Annotated in this window: 18 protein-coding genes; 8 read left to right on the top strand and 10 right to left on the bottom strand. The window is 69.7% G+C overall.

Annotated elements, in window-relative coordinates:
* The first annotated feature begins 39 nt into the window (after nucleotides 1–39).
* Both T333_RS14085 and menD read left to right on the top strand, forming a co-directional pair.
* Nucleotides 40–486 (top strand): DUF6918 family protein, encoded by a 447-nt coding sequence (locus tag T333_RS14085; protein ID WP_496424670.1) that lies wholly within the window; start codon nucleotides 40–42, stop codon nucleotides 484–486.
* Between the two features lie 249 nt (nucleotides 487–735).
* Entirely contained in the window at nucleotides 736–2,376 is a 1,641-nt protein-coding gene (gene menD / locus T333_RS14080) for a 2-succinyl-5-enolpyruvyl-6-hydroxy-3-cyclohexene-1-carboxylic-acid synthase (RefSeq protein ID WP_496424669.1), read from the top strand.
* Between the two features lie 18 nt (nucleotides 2,377–2,394).
* Here menD and T333_RS14075 read toward each other — a convergent pair whose 3' ends face one another.
* Both T333_RS14075 and T333_RS14070 read right to left on the bottom strand, forming a co-directional pair.
* Nucleotides 2,395–2,637, bottom strand: a complete 243-nt coding sequence (locus T333_RS14075) for an Rv3202a family protein (protein ID WP_354998906.1) — start codon at nucleotides 2,635–2,637, stop codon at nucleotides 2,395–2,397.
* A 113-nt stretch (nucleotides 2,638–2,750) separates the two neighbouring features.
* Nucleotides 2,751–2,987 carry a DUF8836 family protein gene (locus T333_RS14070; protein WP_357251401.1) on the bottom strand — a complete coding sequence of 79 codons (237 nt, stop codon included), beginning with the start codon at nucleotides 2,985–2,987 and terminating at the stop codon, nucleotides 2,751–2,753.
* 150 nt (nucleotides 2,988–3,137) lie between these two features.
* On the opposite strand from T333_RS14070, the gene T333_RS14065 reads away from it, so the two are divergent.
* Complete coding sequence (locus T333_RS14065) at nucleotides 3,138–3,716, top strand: TIGR03086 family metal-binding protein (RefSeq protein WP_354998908.1); 579 nt, start codon at nucleotides 3,138–3,140, stop codon at nucleotides 3,714–3,716.
* A 123-nt stretch (nucleotides 3,717–3,839) separates the two neighbouring features.
* Here the strand turns inward: T333_RS14065 and T333_RS14060 are convergent, their stop codons facing one another.
* Entirely contained in the window at nucleotides 3,840–4,466 is a 627-nt protein-coding gene (locus T333_RS14060) for a TetR/AcrR family transcriptional regulator (RefSeq protein ID WP_496424668.1), read from the bottom strand.
* Between the two features lie 122 nt (nucleotides 4,467–4,588).
* Here T333_RS14060 and T333_RS14055 point away from each other — a divergent pair, with 122 nt between their 5' ends.
* The gene (locus T333_RS14055; protein ID WP_496424796.1) at nucleotides 4,589–5,623 is read left to right on the top strand and encodes an aldo/keto reductase; all 1,035 of its coding nucleotides are present in this window, start codon (nucleotides 4,589–4,591) and stop codon (nucleotides 5,621–5,623) included.
* Nucleotides 5,624–5,628: 5 nt separating this feature from the next.
* On the opposite strand, the gene T333_RS14050 is transcribed toward T333_RS14055, so the two are convergent.
* From T333_RS14050 to T333_RS14035, 4 genes are all read right to left on the bottom strand, one after another.
* Nucleotides 5,629–9,828, bottom strand: coding sequence for a bifunctional nitrate reductase/sulfite reductase flavoprotein subunit alpha (locus T333_RS14050; protein WP_496424667.1), 4,200 nt, complete (start codon nucleotides 9,826–9,828; stop codon nucleotides 5,629–5,631).
* A 155-nt stretch (nucleotides 9,829–9,983) separates the two neighbouring features.
* Nucleotides 9,984–10,688: a demethylmenaquinone methyltransferase gene (locus T333_RS14045; protein ID WP_354998911.1), complete on the bottom strand. Its 705-nt coding sequence runs from the start codon at nucleotides 10,686–10,688 to the stop codon at nucleotides 9,984–9,986.
* 75 nt (nucleotides 10,689–10,763) lie between these two features.
* Nucleotides 10,764–11,906, bottom strand: coding sequence for a glycosyltransferase family 4 protein (locus T333_RS14040; protein WP_496424666.1), 1,143 nt, complete (start codon nucleotides 11,904–11,906; stop codon nucleotides 10,764–10,766).
* A 99-nt stretch (nucleotides 11,907–12,005) separates the two neighbouring features.
* Nucleotides 12,006–12,473 carry a MarR family winged helix-turn-helix transcriptional regulator gene (locus T333_RS14035; protein WP_496424665.1) on the bottom strand — a complete coding sequence of 156 codons (468 nt, stop codon included), beginning with the start codon at nucleotides 12,471–12,473 and terminating at the stop codon, nucleotides 12,006–12,008.
* A gap of 68 nt (nucleotides 12,474–12,541) precedes the next feature.
* On the opposite strand from T333_RS14035, the gene T333_RS14030 reads away from it, so the two are divergent.
* Entirely contained in the window at nucleotides 12,542–12,907 is a 366-nt protein-coding gene (locus tag T333_RS14030) for a cupin domain-containing protein (protein WP_354998914.1), read from the top strand.
* 24 nt (nucleotides 12,908–12,931) lie between these two features.
* Here T333_RS14030 and T333_RS14025 read toward each other — a convergent pair whose 3' ends face one another.
* Entirely contained in the window at nucleotides 12,932–13,393 is a 462-nt protein-coding gene (locus tag T333_RS14025) for a DUF3592 domain-containing protein (protein WP_496424664.1), read from the bottom strand.
* Nucleotides 13,394–13,433: 40 nt separating this feature from the next.
* Here T333_RS14025 and T333_RS14020 point away from each other — a divergent pair, with 40 nt between their 5' ends.
* On the top strand, nucleotides 13,434–13,940 hold the full coding sequence (locus T333_RS14020) for a DUF2505 domain-containing protein (protein ID WP_496424663.1): 507 nt from the start codon (nucleotides 13,434–13,436) through the stop codon (nucleotides 13,938–13,940).
* A 64-nt stretch (nucleotides 13,941–14,004) separates the two neighbouring features.
* Here the strand turns inward: T333_RS14020 and T333_RS14015 are convergent, their stop codons facing one another.
* Entirely contained in the window at nucleotides 14,005–15,276 is a 1,272-nt protein-coding gene (locus T333_RS14015; RefSeq protein WP_496424662.1) for a geranylgeranyl reductase family protein, read from the bottom strand.
* 187 nt (nucleotides 15,277–15,463) lie between these two features.
* Here T333_RS14015 and T333_RS14010 point away from each other — a divergent pair, with 187 nt between their 5' ends.
* Both T333_RS14010 and htpX read left to right on the top strand, forming a co-directional pair.
* Nucleotides 15,464–16,486, top strand: a complete 1,023-nt coding sequence (locus tag T333_RS14010; protein ID WP_067791412.1) for a polyprenyl synthetase family protein — start codon at nucleotides 15,464–15,466, stop codon at nucleotides 16,484–16,486.
* Nucleotides 16,487–16,761: 275 nt separating this feature from the next.
* Nucleotides 16,762–17,640, top strand: a complete 879-nt coding sequence (gene htpX, locus T333_RS14005; RefSeq protein ID WP_496424661.1) for a zinc metalloprotease HtpX — start codon at nucleotides 16,762–16,764, stop codon at nucleotides 17,638–17,640.
* A gap of 137 nt (nucleotides 17,641–17,777) precedes the next feature.
* Here the strand turns inward: htpX and T333_RS14000 are convergent, their stop codons facing one another.
* Nucleotides 17,778–18,269 (bottom strand): YajQ family cyclic di-GMP-binding protein, encoded by a 492-nt coding sequence (locus T333_RS14000; protein ID WP_141808626.1) that lies wholly within the window; start codon nucleotides 18,267–18,269, stop codon nucleotides 17,778–17,780.
* Between the last annotated feature and the right edge of the window lie 72 nt (nucleotides 18,270–18,341).

The following is an 18,341-nucleotide window of genomic DNA, read 5'->3' as shown; positions in this document are numbered from 1 at the left end:
GCGCTCGTTCATCGACATCTATTTCGGAGGAACCTGAAAGTGGTTGCAGCACTGTCTGAATCCCTGCTCGACGACGCGAAGCGCTCGGCCTTCCTTGCCGATGCCAAGGAGGTTCTGGACGCCGAGGTGTCGGATAAGGGTGGCGCGTCCGGCCTTGCGGTCAAGGGCGGATACGCGGCGGTGAAGAAAATCAGCCCGTCCATCGTCCCGGACGCGCTGGAGTCGTTGGCCCCCAAGCTGGTCGAGCAGCTGGAGCCGTTCTGGCAGGAGTACAAGGCTTCGGGTTCGGGCCAGTTCGCCGACCTGCTCGTTTCCAAGTCCGACGAGGTCGCCGAGGCGTTGCTTCAGGTGACCGACGCCCGCGCCGAGTCCTCCTCGCGCCCCGCGCTGCAGAAGGTGTACTCCTCGATGCGCTCCTCGGCCAAGAAGAACGTCATCGAGGCCCTGCCGCGCCTCGGCGACCTGGTGCAGCGCCACGCGAACTGATCGCGCGCGACCCCGCACGCCGAGTTCCGGCTAGAACTCGGCGTGCGACCGCGTCCCTTGCACAGCCCGCCGCGCATCGATGCGCCGCGTCGAACGCCCGACCGGCGTGCACTCCAACCCGAACGCTCGATCCCGCCCTCCCAACCACCCCGAGGGCGAGTCTTACGAACACGCGCGCGCCAGCGCGCCAACCAACACTGTGACCAGGGTGACGGAGACGGCGGGGTTACTGTCTGAGAGGCTGGTGGCGTGAACCCGTCTACCGCTCAGGCTCGAGTAGTCGTCGACGAACTCGTGCGCGGAGGTGTCCGCGATGTGGTGCTGTGCCCCGGCTCGCGCAACGCTCCGCTGGCCTTCGCGCTGCAAGCCGCCGACGCGGCCGGGCGGTTGCGGCTGCACATGCGCATCGACGAGCGGACCGCGGGCTTTCTCGCCATCGGTTTGGCGATCGCGGGCGGCAATCCGGTCCCGGTGGTGATGACCTCCGGCACGGCCGTCGCGAACCTCGGTCCCGCGGTGCTGGAAGCCAACTACGCGCGGGTCCCGCTGATCGTGCTGAGCGCCAATCGGCCCTACGAGATGCTCGGAACCGGCGCCAATCAGACCGTCGAGCAGCTCGGCCTGTTCGGTAGCCAGGTGCGCGCCACCATCAGCCTCGGGCTGGCGGAGGGCGAGCCGAGCGGTAACGGAAGCGGCCCGTACGGCCAGCAGAACAGCGTGTGGCGCTCGGCGGTGTGCCGGGTGCTCGCCGCGGCCCGCGGCACGCGTTCGGGCAACGCGGGTCCGGTCCACTTCGACATTCCGCTGCGCGAGCCGCTGGTGCCGGATCCGGCCGCCGACGCCGGTCCGGAGGGACGCGCGGGTGATCGGCCCTGGACCGCGACGCAGTACGCGACACTGGACGTGCCGCTCGACATCGATCTGACCCCGGACACCGTGGTGATCTCCGGACACGGCGCCGGCCTGCGTCCCGAACTGGCCGAGCTGCCGACCGTCGCGGAGCCGACCGCCCCCATGCACGGCCCCGCGCTGCATCCGCTGGCCCTGCCGCTGCTGAAGCCGAAGCAGGCCATCATCACCGGGCGGCCGACCCTGCACCGGCAGGTGTCCAAGGTGCTCGCCGACCCGTCCGTCATCGTCTTCGCGCTGACCACCGGTCCGCGCTGGCCCGATGTGTCCGGCAATGTGGTCGGGACCGGAACCCGCGCGATCACGACGGGAACGCCGCGCGCGGAATGGCTCGCGCACTGCCGCGCGGTGAACGCCAACGCCGAGCAAGTGGTGCGTGAGGCGCTGGCCAAGCACCCGAAGCCGACCGGCCTGCATGTGGCGGCGGTCGTCATGGATTCGCTGCACGAGGGCGATCAGCTGCTGCTCGGCGCGTCCAATCCGGTGCGCGACGCGGCGCTCGTCTCGCATCCGCGCCCCGGTATCAAGGTGCTGTCGAACCGCGGTGTCGCGGGCATCGACGGAACGGTGTCGTCGGCGGTCGGCGCCGCCTTGGCGCACGACGGCCGCACCGTCGCGCTGATCGGCGACCTGACTTTCCTGCACGACGCGTCCGGGCTGCTGATCGGGCCGGGCGAGCCGCGGCCCGCCGACCTGACGATCGTGGTCGCCAACGACGACGGCGGCGGCATCTTCGAGCTGCTCGAACAGGGCGACCCGCAGTACGCGGGCGTGTTCGAGCGCGTCTTCGGCACACCGCACGGCATGGATCTGGCCGCGTTGTGCGCGGCCTACCGCATCCCGCACCGGCAAGTCGACACCGAGCAGCTGGCGGCCGAGTTGGCCGAGCGCGCGCACGGCCTGCGCGTGCTCGAGGTGGCCACCGAACGATCCAGCCTGCGCGAGCTGCACGCCACCGTGCGGGCCAAGATCGCGACCTGAGTCCGCCGCCGCGACCGGCTATTCGGTGTCGCGGTCCTCGTCGTCGAGCGGCACGGGAATGGCCTGCTCGATGAGGTCGGCCTCGTTCGCGGACCAGACGTCGCGATCGACCGCGGTGCTCGCCTCGCGTGCGACGGCGGTTTCCGCGACGGCCCGGTCGTCGGTGTCGGCGTCGTCCGTTTGGTAAGCGGGCGTGGACTGCTCGACGCGGTCGGCCTCCGGCGCGTCGTCCAACGTGCGCGGCGTGCTGCGATCGATCATCGTGTGCTCCTCTCCGCTGGTGCTCTCCCGCAGGGGGTATACCCAGTCGGCAGCGCGGTCAACAGTCCAGCGGTGTCGAGATTTGCGCCCGGCGATCGGTGCGGTCGATGCCCTCATTCCCCCTCGACGGCCGCGCCCCCGTCTGCCGGATGCTCCACGAGCGCGAGGGTTCGCCCGGCCATGAACCGCGCCGTGCGGACCGCGACGCCGGTCCGCGTCACCTCGCTGACCTCGACTACCCCGCGCGCGATGCGCACCTCGACCCGCCGCCCCGCGCGCGTCGCCGCGATTTCGTAACTTCGAGAGCCGTCACCGACGTCGACGACGATCTCCACCCGATCACCCTTCATCTACCAATTCTCCGCTTTTCCAGGGCTTTTCGCCGTTACGAGTTGGTCGCGGAGGGCATCGCGGGCACCGTCGCGCGGCACCGATGAATTCCGCGCGCCCGCCGGGTCTCAACTCACGCAGACCTCGCACATCCGGCTTATGGAGACCCGATGACCCCCACCTTCGATTTCGAGCCCGCCGCCACCGCACTGGAGACCGTGGTCGCCGGTATCACCGACGACCAACTCGCCGCGCCGACGCCCTGCGCCGACACGACCGTGGCCGCGCTGCTCGATCACGTCCTGGAACTGACCGAGGCGTTCCGGCAGGCCGCGACCAAGGAATCCGTCGGCAACAGCACCTCGCCCGCCCTCGAGCACGACTCGAAGCTGCCCGACGACTGGCGCACGCGTATCCCCGCCCAGCTGAAGGCACTGGTCGCGGCCTGGCGGGAGCCGGAGGCGTGGGAGGGCGAGACCGAGGCGGGCGGCGTACGCGAAGCCGCGATCGTGATGGCGGTGATCGCGCTGGACGAGGTTGTCGTGCACGGCTGGGACCTGGCCAAGGCCACCGGCCAACCGTTCGGCTGCGCCGAATCGCACGCGGCGATCCTGTTCGACTTCCTCCGCGAGACCCCGCTCTCCGGTACCCCGGGCCTTTTCGGGCCGGTGGTCGAGGTGCCCGCCGACGCAGAGCTTGTCGACCGGGTGATCGGCCTGACGGGTCGCGACCCGAACTGGTCGGCGTAGTCGCCGCCGCGTCTCTCGAAGGCCCGAGCACAGTCCGGTCGCCGTGCCCCCCGGCAGACGTGTTCGGCGGAGTCTCGGCCCGGTGGCTCGGCTACCTGGGATGTGACCGCACGAGCGGTCGGGTCAGTCGGCGGAACGGTCCGTGACGAAAGTGCCTGCCGCCACGGCGTCCAGTGCCGCCTGGGCCGCGGAATCTGCGACCGCCTCGTCGATCGGATCGCCGCTGGCCAGCAGCCGGTAGTAGAGCGGCGCGGAAACGGCGGACAGCACCGCGCGCGGATCGGTCCCCTTGGGCGCCTCGCCGCGCGCGATGGCGTCCTCGACGCACGGCGCCCACTCGGTGAGGCGGACGTCGTAGAAGCGGCGCAGCGCGGCGGCGGCGACGGGATCGCCGGTGGCGGCGGCGATCACGGCCTGAAACAGGCGGCCTTGGCGCGGATCGGTCAGCGTCTCGGCGACCAGGCGCGCGTTGGCCGTGAGATCGCCGCGCAGCGATCCGGTGTCGGCGCGCGGCACCGACTGCTCGGCCATGTCGGCCAGCAGGTCGGCGACGAGCCCGGCCGGGGTGCCCCAGCGCCGATAGACCGTGGTCTTGCCGACCCCGGACGCGGTGGCGATCTCCGCGAGATCCAGTGTGGCGAAACCGCGTTCGACGAGGAGATCACCCGCGGTGCGCAAAACGGCCGCACGGATGCGCGCGGTACGCCCACCTGGGCGGACCGAGCCGGGAGCGGGCTCTTCGAAGGACATAACGGGACTCCAGTTCCATTTGCGGCGGACAAGGTGTACTGTTCGAGGTGTTAACGGAACTATAGACCCCTTAGGAGGGCCGTCCTGTGAAGAATGGATGGGATACGCGCATGGACTCACCCATGGAGTACCGGCGGCTCGGCGCATCGGGTTTGCTCGTCCCGGCACTGAGCTTCGGCGCGGGCACCTTCGGCGGTCGCGGCGAATTGTTCGGCGCGTGGGGGGATACCGATGCCGAGCAAGCGCGGCGGCTGGTCGACATAAGCCTGGAAGCGGGCGTCACGATGTTCGACACCGCGGACGTCTACTCCGACGGCGCCTCGGAGGAAGTCCTCGGCGCGGCCATCAAAGGCAGGCGCGACCGGCTGCTGCTGTCCACCAAGGCGAGCCTGCCGACGGGACCCGGGCCCTACGACGCGGGCTCGGGCCGGGCCAGGCTGATCGGCGCGGTCGAGGGCTCGTTGCGCCGTCTCGGCGTCGATCACATCGACCTGTTCCAGCTGCACGCCTTCGACGCGCACACCCCCGTCGAGGAGGTCCTCGCCGCACTGGACGACCTGGTGCGTGCGGGCAAGATCCGCTACCTCGGCGCCTCCAACTTCGCGGGCTGGCAGCTGATGAAATCCCTTGCCGCCGCGGACCGTAACGGGCTCACCCGTTACGTCGCGCACCAGGTGTACTACTCGCTGGTCGGCCGCGACTACGAGTGGGAACTGATGCCGCTCGCGCAGGACCAGGGCGTCGGCGCCGTGGTGTGGAGCCCGCTCGGCTGGGGCAGGCTCACCGGCAAGATCCGGCGCGGACAGCCGCTGCCCGCGGGCAGCAGGCTGCACCAGACCGCCGAGGCGGGCCCGCCCGTCGACGACGAGCTGCTCTACGACGTGGTCGACGTGCTGGACGAGATCGCCGCCGAGACCGGCAAGACCGTCCCGCAGATCGCGCTCAACTGGCTGCTCGGCCGCCCCACCGTCGCGACGGTCATCGTCGGCGCGCGCAACGAGGAACAGCTGCGCCAGAACCTCGGCGCGGTCGGCTGGCGCCTCGACCAGGACCAGATCGCCCGCCTGGACAAGGCGAGCGCCACCACGCCGCCGTACCCGTACTACCCGTACTACCGCCTGCCGGACTTCACCCGCCTCAACCCGCCCGCGGTGTAACCAGCTCAGTAGACGTCGCGCACGTAACGCTTCTCGGCGACGAGCTGCTTGCGGAACGCGAGCGCGCCCTCCTCGTCCAGCTTTCCGTGGATGCGGGCGATGGCGAGCAGGGTGTCGTCGACGTCCTTGGCCATCCGCGCCGCGTCGCCGCACACGTAGAAGTGGGCGCCGTCGCGCAGCCACGACCACAGCTCGGCGCCGTGCTCGATCATCCGGTGCTGCACGTAGATTCGCTCCCGCTGGTCACGGGAGAACGCCAGGTCGAGGCGGGTGAGGAAACCGGTGCGGAACATGTCCTCCAGTTCCGCGCGGTAGTAGAAGTTCTGCGCCGCGTGCTGCTCGCCGAAGAACAGCCAGTTGCGGCCGGTCGCGCCGAGCGCCCGGCGTTCCTGGAGGAAGCCGCGGAACGGTGCGATGCCGGTGCCCGGTCCCACCATGATCATCGGCGCCGTCGGGTCCAGCGGCGGCCGGAAATGCGGTGCGCGCTGGAGGAAGATCGGCACCGCCGCATCGCCCACCCGGTCGGCGAGGTAGGTCGAACAGACTCCACCGCGCCGGGCGGGTTCGCCGTAGCGCACGACGCCGACCGTCAGCTGCACCTCGTCCGGGCTGACCAGCGGGCTCGACGAGATCGAATACTGGCGCGGCTGAAGCTTTTTCAGCGCGCCGAGCCATTCCACCAGGTCGGCGCGCACCGGGAAGTCGCGCAGCACGTCGACGGCCTGGCGGTCCCACAGGTAGCTGTCCAGCTCGTTGCGGTTGTCCCTGCGCAGCAGTTTGGCGAGCTGGTTGCTGGCATTGCGATCGCCGATGAAGCCCAACAGGTCGTGGCTGACCTTGGTGATGTCGTATCGGGTGCGCAGCGCCTCGGCCAACGGCATCTCCCGATCGTCGACCTCGACCACGCGCCGACCGTCCAGGCCGGTGGCGGCGAGCCACTCCTGGACAAGCGACGGACAGTTCGACGGCCACACACCAAGCGAATCGCCCACCTCGTAGCCCGCGTCCAAGCCACGCAGGTCGAAACCGAACTGGCGCACCTCTTTCGGCGATCCGGCGATCGAGAGCTGTTCGTTGCGGACGAGCGGCGCGGCTACCGGCGCGTTGCGCGTGAACGACGCGGGCGCGGCGCGCAGTGAGCGCGCGGGAGCCGCGGCCGCCGGTCTGGTCAGCACCATGGTGGCGCCGGAACTCGCGGCGCGGACGGCCGGGCGCGGACCAGAACCGCCCTCGGGAGCCGGACCGCCGTCGTTGTCGGGGCCGCCGTCGTTCCCGCCGCCACCGTTGTCGTTCCCGCCGCCGAACGCGCCGAGCACCGCGTCGAGCCAGCGCGCCGCGGGCTCCTCGTAGTCGGGTTCGCAGTCCACCCGCGGCAACAGCCGGGTGGCGCCGCGCTCGGCCAGCTTCTCGTCCAGCTTGCGGCCGTGCCCGCAGAAGTCGTCGTAGGAGGAGTCGCCGAGCGCGAGGACCGCGTAGCGCAGGCCGGTCAGCCGGGTCGCGCTGTCGCTCAGCCTGTCCCAGAAGTCCGCGCCGTTGTCAGGCGGGCCGCCGTCGCCGAAGGTGCTGCTGATGAAGAGCGCGTCTCCGGTCAGCGCGCCGAGATCGCAGGAATCCATGTCGAAAAGCCGCGGCGCGAAACCGGACTCGGCGAGCCGCTCGGCCGTCGCGGCGGCGAACTCCTCGGCGTTGCCGGTCTGCGAGGCCCACAGCACCGTGACCGGCCGCTCCTCGGCGGCGGGCGCCGGGGACTCGGCCGTCAGCGCGCCGCGCGAGTACATGCCAGCCAGCAGGCCATCGATCCAGAGCCTGCTGCGGGTGGACAGCGGCGCGGTCTCCGGCAGCACCGGCTGGCCGACCACCGGAAGCGACTGCAGCGCGGCCAGATACCCGCTGAGGTAGATCTGCTCGGTGTCGCTGAGCGTCGGCGCGACACCGTTGTCCAGCCCGAGCATCACCGCGAGCGGATGCGCGCCGGACGGTGCGGAAACAGGCTCGGGGACGGGCGTTTCGGCGTGTTTCATCGGCGCGACGCGGCGCAGCGAGACGGCGCACTGCTTGAACTCGGGCTGTAGCGACGCCGGATCGACGGCGTCGTTGGTGACGGCGTTGATGGTCAAATACTCACCCTGTTCGTCGTTCCAGTGGAACGGTGCGAAGCAGTCGCCGGGGCGGACGCGGTCGCTGATCTGCACCGGAAGCACGGCTCGGCCACGGCGGGAAGCGATTTCGAGCTGATCGCCGGGACGCACGCCGAGCCGTTCGGCGTCGCGCGGATGCACCTCGAGGAACGGCTGCCCGTTCAACTTCGTGAGCTTGGCGATCTTGCCGGTCTTGGTCATCGTGTGCCACTGGTGTTGCAGGCGACCGGTATTCAGCACGAACGGGTAGTCGTCGTCCGGCATCTCCTCCGGAAGCAGGTGCGGGCGCGGCCAGAACACCGCGCGCTTGCTCGCGGTGGCGAACGCGAGCCGCGGACGGTGACCCGTGTCGTCGACGAAGAGTTCCTGGCTGACGCCGTCGTTCAGGTAGCGAATCGGGTTGCGGCGCTGGCCCGGCTCGGCGCACGGCCACTGCATCGGGCCGTCGCGCAGCGCCTCGTAGCTCATGCCGCGTAGGTCGTACCCCGTCGCGGGATTGGCGAAGCCCTGGATCTCGGCGAAAACCTCGGCGCTCGAGGAGTATTCGAAGCCGGGAAAGCCCATGGCCGTGGCGACCTGCGCGATCAGCAGCCAATCCGGCCGCGCGTCGCCGACCGGGTCGACGGAGCGCTGCATCAGGGTGACGTTGCGTTCGGAGTTCACCGCCACGCCCTCGGCCTCGGCCCAGAGCGTGGCGGGCAGCAGCAGATCCGCGTAGGCGTTGGTTGCCGAGTCGGTGTAGGCGTCCTGCGCGATCACCAGTTCGGCGGCCTCCAGGCCCGCGATCACCGTCTTCCGATTGGACACGGACGCCACCGGATTGGTGCAGATGATCCACGCCGCCTTGATGTCGCCCTCGGCCATGCCGCGGAACATCTCGATGGTGCCCGGCCCGGCCTCGGTGCGAATCGTGCCGGGCGTCACGCCCCACGCCGTCTCCACGAAGGCGCGATCGGCGGCCGAGAGCAGCGAGCGCTGGCCGGGCAGGCCGGGGCCCATGTACCCCATCTCGCGCCCGCCCATGGCGTTCGGCTGACCGGTCAGCGAGAACGGGCCGCTGCCCGGACGGCAAATGGCGCCGGTGGCCAGGTGCAGGTTGCAGATCGCGTTGGTGTTCCAGGTGCCGTGGGTGGACTGGTTGAGTCCCATCGTCCACAGCGTCATCCACTCGCGCGCTTCGCCGATCCAGCGCGCCGCGGTGCGAATGTCCTGTTCGGCGAGGCCGGTGATCTCGGCGACCCGCTCGGGCGGATAGTCGGCGAGGAACTCGGGCATGGCGTCCCAGCCCTCGGTGTGCTCGGCGATGAACTCCTCGTCGATGTCGCCGTTGGCGACGAGCAGGTGCAGCAGGCCGTTGAGCAGCGCGAGGTCGGTGCCGGGGCGCAGCTGGAGGAACAGGTCGGCGCGCGCGGCGGTGTCGGTGCGGCGCGGATCGGCGACGATCAGCTTGGCGCCCGCCTTCAGCCGATCGGCCATCCGGAGGAACAGAATCGGATGGCAGTCGGCCATGTTCGCGCCGGTGACGAAGAACAGGTCGGCGTGCTCGAAGTCGTCGTAGGAGCCGGGCGGGCCGTCGGCGCCCAGCGACTGCTTGTAGCCGGTGCCCGCGCTGGCCATGCACAGCCGCGAGTTCGCCTCGATGTGCACGGTCCGCAGGTAGCCCTTGGCCAGCTTGGTGGCCAGGTACTGCGCCTCCAGCGTCATCTGGCCGGAGACATACAGCGCGATGGCGTCCGGCCCGTGCTCGTCCAGGATCGCGCGCAACCGGTCGGCGGCCTCGCGCACGGCGGCGTCGACGGCGATCGGCATCGGCTCCTGTCCGCGCTCGGGTCGCCGGTAGGCGGTGGTCATCCGGCCGGGCGTGCGCATCAACTCCGCGTGGGTGGCGCCCTTGGTGCAGAGCCTGCCCGCGTTCGCAGGGTGCAGCTTGTCGCCGCTGACCTTGGCGATCACCGGCGCGCCGTCGGCGCCCGGCGTGGTCTCGACCGTGATGCCGCAACCCACGCCGCAGTACGAGCACGCCGTTCTGGCGGTGCCCGGCGCGGGGCTGCTGGCTGCGTCCGACATGTCACCGATCATGCGGAACGTCGATTGCGCGGGATTTACCCAACGTTATCGCCAGGTGACAATTCTCCTCACCGCTCCCATTCTCGGCTGTGAGGTGTGTTGTTCGTCACCTTTGCGCAGGTCAGCGGGTCGCTAGTGCCCGCAGCCGGTGGAATTCAGCCGAGCTTGTATCCCCGGTGCAGGGCGACGACCCCGCCGCTGAGATTGCGCCACTTGACCGTCGACCACCCCGCCTTGGCGATCCGCATGGCCAGCTGCCGCTGATTCGGCCACGCCCGGATCGACTCCGCCAGGTACACGTAAGCGTCCGGATTGCTGCTGACCGCCCGCGCCACCTGCGGGAGCGTCTTCATCAGATACTCCATGTACAAGGTGCGGAACACCGGAACGATCGGCGTCGAGAACTCGGCGACCACCAGCCGTCCGCCCGGCTTGGTGACCCGCAGCATCTCGCGCAACGCCAGATCCGGATCCGAGACGTTGCGCAGACCGTAGGAGATGGTCACCGCGTCGAACGAGTCGTCGGCGAAAGGCAGGGCCGTGGCGTCACCCGCGACCATCGGCACATTGCGGAACCGGCCCGCGGCGAGCATGCCCTTGGAGAAGTCGGTCGCCACGCACCAGGCGCCGGACTTGCCGAACTCCAGTGTCGAGACGCCGGTGCCCGCCGCGAGGTCGAGCACCCGCTCGCCGGGCCGGAGCCCGAGCGCCTTGCGGGTCGCCCAGCGCCAGTAGCGGTCCTGACCCGCGGAAATCACGGTGTTGGTGAGGTCGTATCGCTTGGCGACCCCGTCGAACATCGCTGCGACCTCGCTCGGCCGCTTGTCCAGGGAGGCTCGACCTGCATGCGTTTGCGCCACGCCAACGACCTTAAGCGACTGTCCGTTACGGACTCGCGTGTACCCGATCACAGACCCGCAGGAGTCGGGTTCGGGTTACGCCGTGTTCGAAAGGCGGAAATCCTGTCCGGTGACGTCGGCGTAGTGACCCATCAGCTCGTCGCACACGGCTGGCCAGGTTCGGTGCAGTACGGATTTGCGTGCGGCGCCGGCGAATCGGGCGCGCAGCGCCGGGTCGCGCAGCGCGGCCACGGCGCTGGGCAGCAGTTCGGTGAACCGGTCGACCGGGAGCAGATAGCCGTTGCGGCAGTGCGCGACGAGGTCGCGCGGACCGCCCGCATCGGGCCCGATGACCGGGACGCCGGAGGCCAGCGCCTCCTGCACGCCCTGGCAGAAGGTCTCGTGCTCGCCCGCGTGCACCATCACATCCAGGCTCGCGTACGCCTGCGCGAGTTCGTCGCCGCCGAGTTCGCCGGTGAACACCGCGTCCGGCATGAGCTGGGCCAGCCGGTTCCGCTCCGGTCCGTCGCCGACGATCACCAGCTGAATCGTGGGGTCGCCCGCCAGCACGGCCAAGCGCTCGACGTGCTTCTCCGGCGCCAGTCTGCCGACGAACCCGACCACGAGTCGCTCGTGCCCGTCGAGCCAGCGCTCGCGCAGTTCCGCGCGGTGCGCCGACGGGGTGAACCTGGCGATGTCCACGCCGCGACCCCACCGACGCACCCGCGGGATGCCATGCCTGGCCAGGTCTTCGGCGGCCGCGCGGGAGGGCGCCAGCGTGCGAGTCGCGCCCTCGTGGATGCGCCGCGTCCATGCCCAGGCCGCACGGCTGGCCAGCCCGAGCCCGTAGCTCTGCGCGAAGCCCGCCACGTCGGTCTGGTACACCGCGATCGTCGGCAGGTCCAGCCGCAGCGCCGCGCCGAGACCGCCCGCGCCGAGCAGGAACGGGGAGGCCAGATGCACCAGGTCGGCGTCGAATTCGGCGATCGCGGCGGTGATCCCCGGCTGCGGCAACCCGACCGGCAGCGAGCTGACCTTGGGCACCATCACCGCGGGGACCCGGTGCACCGGGAAACGGCCGTATTCACTCGCCGCGGCGGGCAGTCCGCGGGGCGTGTCCGGCGCGATCACCAGCGCCTGGTGTCCGTGTTTGTCCAGGTGATCGAGCACCCGGAGGACCGAATTGACGACGCCGTTCATGTTCGGCAGGAAGGACTCCGAAACGATGGCTACGCGCACCACCTCAGCGTGACCCGCGCAGCGCGCGTCGCAGCCACGCGGACGTGAAGCGCGCGGAAAGTTCCGGCGAACTCCTCGCGCTGTCGCAGACAGTGGTGCTCAGAGGTACAGCGCCCGCAGTTGCGGATCCGCCAGCCGCTCCTCGGTCGCGACCGCGCCGAGCACCGCGCGTAGCGTGCGCAGCGCGTCCGGACCGAATTCGCGCACCAGGCGCTGTTCCCGATTCCGGTGGAATCGCCTCGCGGCGGCGAGGGCGGCGTTGCCGCGTTCGGTGAGGTAGAGCAGTTTCGCGCGGCCGTCGGCCGGATCGGGGCGGCGTTCCACGTAGCCGCGTTCCTGCATGTCGTCGACGATCTGCGCGGTGCCCTGCTTGCTGATCCCGAGGCGTTCGGCCAGCTCGCTGACGTTCATCGGCCGCTTCGACAGACAGCGGAAGACGTAGCCGTCGGAGCGGCCGCTGTCGTCGAAACCCTGCTCCGCCAAGGACGCTCGTAATTCGACGACGAACTGTTCGTAGGCGAGCCCGAGGAGGATGCCGAGATCCGGGTCTTGCGGTGTGGATGCCATGCCGTCATGATAGACAAGCCAACTTGATCAAGCTGGCTTGTCTATTTTCCAGTCTTCGAGGAGTGTCAATGCACGTCATCAAGGCCGCCGAAGCGCAGCGTTTCGAGCTCCCCGGCGTCGAATTCAGCGCCATGGCGGCCCCCAGCCGCGGTTCGGCGGACGTCTGTACCTGGCGGCTCACCGTCGCGCCGCACCGCGACAGCGACGCGGCACACGTCCTGGACCGCGACGAGATCTTCATGGTGCTTTCCGGCGTGCTGGAGGTCAGCGGTCAGCGGCTCGGCGCGGGCGATGTCGCGATCGTGCCCGCGGGCGCGCCCATCGCCGTGGGCAATCCAGGCGACGAACCGGCCGTCGCGCACGTCGCGATCGCCGCCGGATTCCAAGCCACCATGGCCGACGGCAGCAAGCTCAGCCCGCCGTGGGCGCAGTGAATCCGCCCGCGAAGGCGGACCGGCTCAGCGCGCCGCGGTGACCTTCGGTTCGCGCCTGCCCGCGCGGACGATCAACAACAGCGCGGGCAAAGCCAACGCCCACACCACCACGATCACCGAGAGGGCGGGCTGGATGGCGACACGGACGTCGCGGCCCGCCACCCGGACCAGATCGGGATCGCTGCGGCTGTACTCGACATTGATGCGCTCGCCCGCGGTCAGGTTGGTCGGGTAGAGCACGCCGACCTTCGGATTGTGCGTCTCGCCGTCGGGTGTGACATAGATGACCGCCGAACGCAATCGGCCCGCCGAAAGCACCTCGCCGGTGGTCACGCCTTTGTCGGAACTGATCAGGTAGTCGTTGCGCCAAGCGGCGAGCACCAGCAACGCCATGAGCACGCTGACGACCGTCGCGGCGGTGAGCACGCCGATCCTCGCCCGCCGCAGGCGGACGGTCCGCCTTTCGGACTGGCTGGTTTCCGACACCGCCACAGGCTACCGACCACCTCGGCTAGCGTGTGCGCCCATGTCCCGAAAATTCAGCTTCACCGTGCCCTACGCCGTCCCGGTCGAAGATCTTCACCGGGCACTCATCACCGACGACGCCTGGCGCTCCCGCTTCGCCGGCACCGAGACCGCGACGCTCGAGTTGTCGCACCCGGGCGGCGCGGGCACCATCCGCATCCATATGACCGAAAAGGCCCGTCGGGACAAGATTCCCAGCATCGTCGGCAAGGTACTGAAGAACGAATTGGTGCTTTCGCGCACCGACGACTGGCAGGCGTTGGACGGCGAGATCGCCAAGGGTGTCTTCCGGGCGAGCACCACGGGCGTCACGAGCGAAATGTCGGGCTCCTTCGAATTGCGCCCCACCGCCGAAGGGTGCGAGATCGACGTCGTCGGCACCGTCTCGGTGAAGGTGTCGCTGGTCGGCGGCGCCATCGAGCCGCTGGCCGAACAGCTGTTTCACCGGGTGCTCAACAGCGAGCGCAAATTCTTCGAGGAGTGGTTGGCCGCGGAGGCCACCGCCTGATCTCGTCTGTCGAATCGGGCGCCCCGCGTCGGGCGCTCGATTCCGGTCGAGCCCGTCGCGCGCCTCAGGTGAAGGGCGGCAGGTCGTCGTAGCGCATGGACGCCCGTCCCGCGAGCCGCCAGGCGCGCGCGGTGATGTCCAGGTCCTCGTCGGTGACCAGGTTGCCCATCACACGAACCGCTGTGCGCTGCAAATACTTCGAGCGCATCACCGGCGGGCCGCCGGTGGGGACCATGCGGGGATGGGTGGCCAGGCCCGCGATCCGGCGCGCCGCCGAGAACGTGCGGCCGTAGCGTGCGCGCAGCAGATCCGGCCACAGGCCGGTGAAATCGGGCGCGTCCAGCAGGTCGGCGAGCATGTGCCCGCTTTCCAGGCCGTAGTCGATGCCCTCGCCGTTGAGCGGGTTCACGCAGCCCGCGGCGTCGCCGATCAGCACCCAGTTGCGGCCCGCGACATTCGACACCGCGCCGCCCATCGGCAGCAGCGCCGAAGCCACCGCGCGCAGCTCGCCCTCGAACTGCCACTCCTCGTAACGCTGCGAGGTGTAGTGGCGCAGCAGCGGTTTCAGCGCGATGTGCGAGGGCCGCCGCTCGGTGGCCAGCGAGCCGACGCCGATGTTCACCTCGCCGTTGCCGAGTGGGAACACCCAGCCGTAACCGGGCACCAATTGGCCGTCGGCATCGCGCAATTCGAGGTGCGAGGTGATCCACTGATCGTCGCTGCGGCCGGACTTGATGTAGGCGCGCGCCGCGGTGCCGTACGCGAAACGCCGGTGCCAGACGCGGCCGAGCAGCTTGCCGACCGGTGAGCGAACGCCGTCCGCGACGACCAGGATGTCGCAGGCGATCTCGCGGGACCCCTCGGCTGTTCGCACCGTCACACCCGTGACGCGGTCACCCGCGCGGGTGACATCCACCACCTTCGCGCCTTCCAGTATCCGCGCGCCGGACTTCACCGCCGTTTCGCGCAGCTTGTCGTCGAGTTCGGTTCGCGCGACGGCGCTTCCGTAGCTCGGAAACCCGCCGCCAGGCCAGTTGAGCAGGGCTTCCCTGCCGAAACCGGTCAGGCGCAGGCCGTGGTTGACCGTGTGCGCGCGCAGCCACTCGCCGAGACCGAGGTGTTCGAGCTCCTTGGTCGCCCGCGGCGTCAGGCCGTCGCCGCAAGTCTTGTCCCTCGGGAAGACCGCGGCGTCGGTGAGCAGCACGTCGCGGCCCGCGCGCGCGGCCCAGGCAGCGGCGGCGGAACCGGCCGGACCTGCGCCGACGACGAGCACTTCGGCACGATCGGGCAGCGGGTTCCCCCCGCGGTCCTCGACTGAGACATCCGGTGCACCCATGCGCTCAATACTTGCAGGACAGTCGGATCGGTGTCGACGCAGGACCGCGCGCCAGGTCGGCCGATCCGGCCCCGCCGAAGTGTGGAAAAGTGTCTGATACACCGCATAGTGACGGTGTTCATGGGCCGCGCGGGCCGAACACGCTAGGTTCTCTACCGTGGGGTCGGACGCGGCGCTGGGAGATGAGATGAGCACATCGGCTGTTAGTGACGAGAGCACGGTGGTCGCCGGGGTCGAACTCGGTGACCCCGAACTCGCGGCGAGCGTCCGCAACGGCCTGGAAGAGGTCGAGAAACTCCTGATCGCCGAACTCTCCGACGGCGAGGACTTCCTGCAGGACGCGGCGCTGCACCTGGCGCGGGCGGGCGGCAAGCGGTTCCGTCCGCTGTTCACCATCCTCACCGGCCAGCTCGGCCCGCGTCCCACCGATCCCGCCCTGATCACCGCGGGCACCGTCGTCGAACTCGTGCACCTGGCCACGCTGTACCACGACGACGTGATGGACGAGGCCCCGATGCGCCGCGGCGCGCCGAGCGTGAACTCGCGCTGGGGCAACAACGTCGCGATCCTGGCGGGCGACTACCTGTTCGCGCACGCCTCCCGTCTCACCTCGACGCTCGGCCCCGACGCGGTCCGCATCATCGCCGAGACCTTCGCCGAACTGGTCACCGGCCAGATGCGCGAGACCGTCGGCGCCCGCGACTCGCAGGACCCGGTCGAGCACTACCTGCGCGTCGTGTGGGAGAAGACGGGCTCGCTGATCGCCGCGGCCGGTCGCTTCGGCGGCACCTTCTCCGGCGCGCACCCCGAGCACATCGAGCGGCTCGCCCGCCTCGGCGACGCGGTCGGCACCGCCTTCCAGATCTCCGACGACATCATCGATATCTCCTCGGCCTCCGAACAATCCGGCAAGACCCCCGGCACCGACCTGCGCGAAGGCGTGCACACTCTGCCGGTGCTCTACGCGCTGCGCGACGAGGGTGCCGAGGGCGACCGGCTGCGCAAGCTGCTCGCCCGTCCGCTGGAGACCGACGAGGAGGTCGCCGAGGCGCTGGAACTGCTCGCGCACTCGCGCGGCATGGTGCTCGCCAAGGAGAAGCTGCAGGGCTACGCCGACCTCGCGCACGCCGAGCTGTCGGCGCTGCCCGCGGGCCCGGCCAACGACGCGCTCGAACAGCTGGTCCGCTACACCATCGAACGCGTCGGCTGAATTTTTGGCGCGCTGGCGCGCGCGAACGGTCGCTCGTCGGGCTCGCTCCGGGGGTGGTCGGGCGGGTGTGGACCGTGCGTTGGCGATTGTTCTGGGCCGAGTCCGGGAGCGGCCCGGGGTCGGTGACCGAGTGCGTCGGTGATCGTCAGGGCCGAGTCCGAGAGTGATCTGATCGACTACCGTCGGAGCAGGAGCTACCAGGAACTTTCGCCGGGGGCCCTATCGTTGATCTCGCATAACGAACTCGATGGACGGGGGAGTGGGCAAGGAGACCTATGCACGGGCACGGGTATGCGAACGGATTGAAGACATTCGGTCTGATGGTCGGGCTCTCGGCCATCATCGTGTTCGCCGGGGCCATGTTCCGCAGCCCGACGATCCTGGTCATCTCCATCCTGCTGGCCGTCGGCATGAACGCCTGGGCCTACTTCAACAGCGACAAGCTCGCGCTGAAGGCGATGCACGCGCAGCCGGTCAGCGAGCTCGAGGCGCCGGTCATCTATCGGATCGTGCGGGAACTCGCGACGACGGCGCGGCAGCCGATGCCGCGGCTCTACATCAGCCCGACGAACGCGCCCAACGCCTTCGCCACCGGCCGCAATCCCCGGCACGCCGCGGTCTGCTGTACCAGCGGCATCCTGCAGATCCTCGACGAACGCGAACTGCGCGCCGTGCTCGGCCACGAACTCTCGCACGTCTACAACCGCGACATCCTCATCTCGTCCATCGCGGGCGCGCTGGCCGCGGTCATCTCCGGCCTCGCCAACCTCGCGTTCTTCGCCTCGGCCTTCGGCGGGCGCGGCAACGGCGGCCCGAACATGCTCGGCATACTGCTCGTCTCTCTGCTCGGCCCGATCGCGGCCACCCTGATCAAGCTGGCCGTCTCCCGCTCCCGCGAGTACCAAGCCGACCAATCCGGCGCCGAACTCACCGGCGACCCGCTGGCGCTCGCCTCGGCCCTGCGCAAGCTGGAACGCGGCGTACAAGCCGCTCCGCTGCCCCCTGAGCCGCAATTGACCTCCCAGTCACACCTGATGATCGCCAACCCGTTCCGGGCAGGAGAGCGGGCCGCACGCTGGTTCTCCACGCACCCGCCGATGGCCGAGCGCATCGCCCGGCTCGAGGAAATGGCGGGCGGGCCGCGCAACTACTGAGCGCGCGTCGGCGGCTGTGGGCCTGCCACGGCCCAGGCGGATAGTCGAGTGCGAGCAATGAAGCGAGCCCGCCGACCATCCGGCCGACGGGCTCGTTCAGCTAGTGCACCGCCGCGAAAAACATTGCGGCGCAACAGCTATCGGTAGTTGACGAACTGCAGCGCGATACCGAAGTCCTCGCCCTTCAGCAGCGCGATCACGGCCTGCAAATCGTCGCGCTTCTTGCTGCTCACCCGCAGCTCGTCGCCCTGGATCTGCGCCTTCACGCCCTTGGGGCCCTCGTCGCGGATCTTCTTCGAGATCTTCTTCGCCTTCTCGGCATCGATGCCCTGCACCAGGCTGCCGGTGATCTTGTACGTCTTGCCGGAGGCCACCGGCTCGCCCGCGTCGAACGCCTTCAACGAGATGTCCCTGCGGATCAACTTCTCCTTGAACACCTCGAGCGCGGCCTTCACCCGCTCCTCGGCCTCGGCCGTCAACACGATCGTTTCCTCACCGGACCACTCGATCTTCGCGCCCGTGCCGCGGAAGTCGTAGCGGGTGTTCAGCTCCTTCTCCGCCTGATGCAGAGCGTTGTCGACCTCCTGCCGGTCGACCTTGCTGACGACATCGAAAGACGAATCGGCCACACTACGCTCCTGTTCCTGACGGTCCGACGGGCTCACTGCACCGGTGCAACCGGCATCGTCAGTTCTACCCGG

The sequence above is a fragment of the Nocardia sp. CNS-044 genome (assembly GCF_059570515.1).
This window is presented reverse-complemented; position numbering and strand designations above follow the sequence as displayed.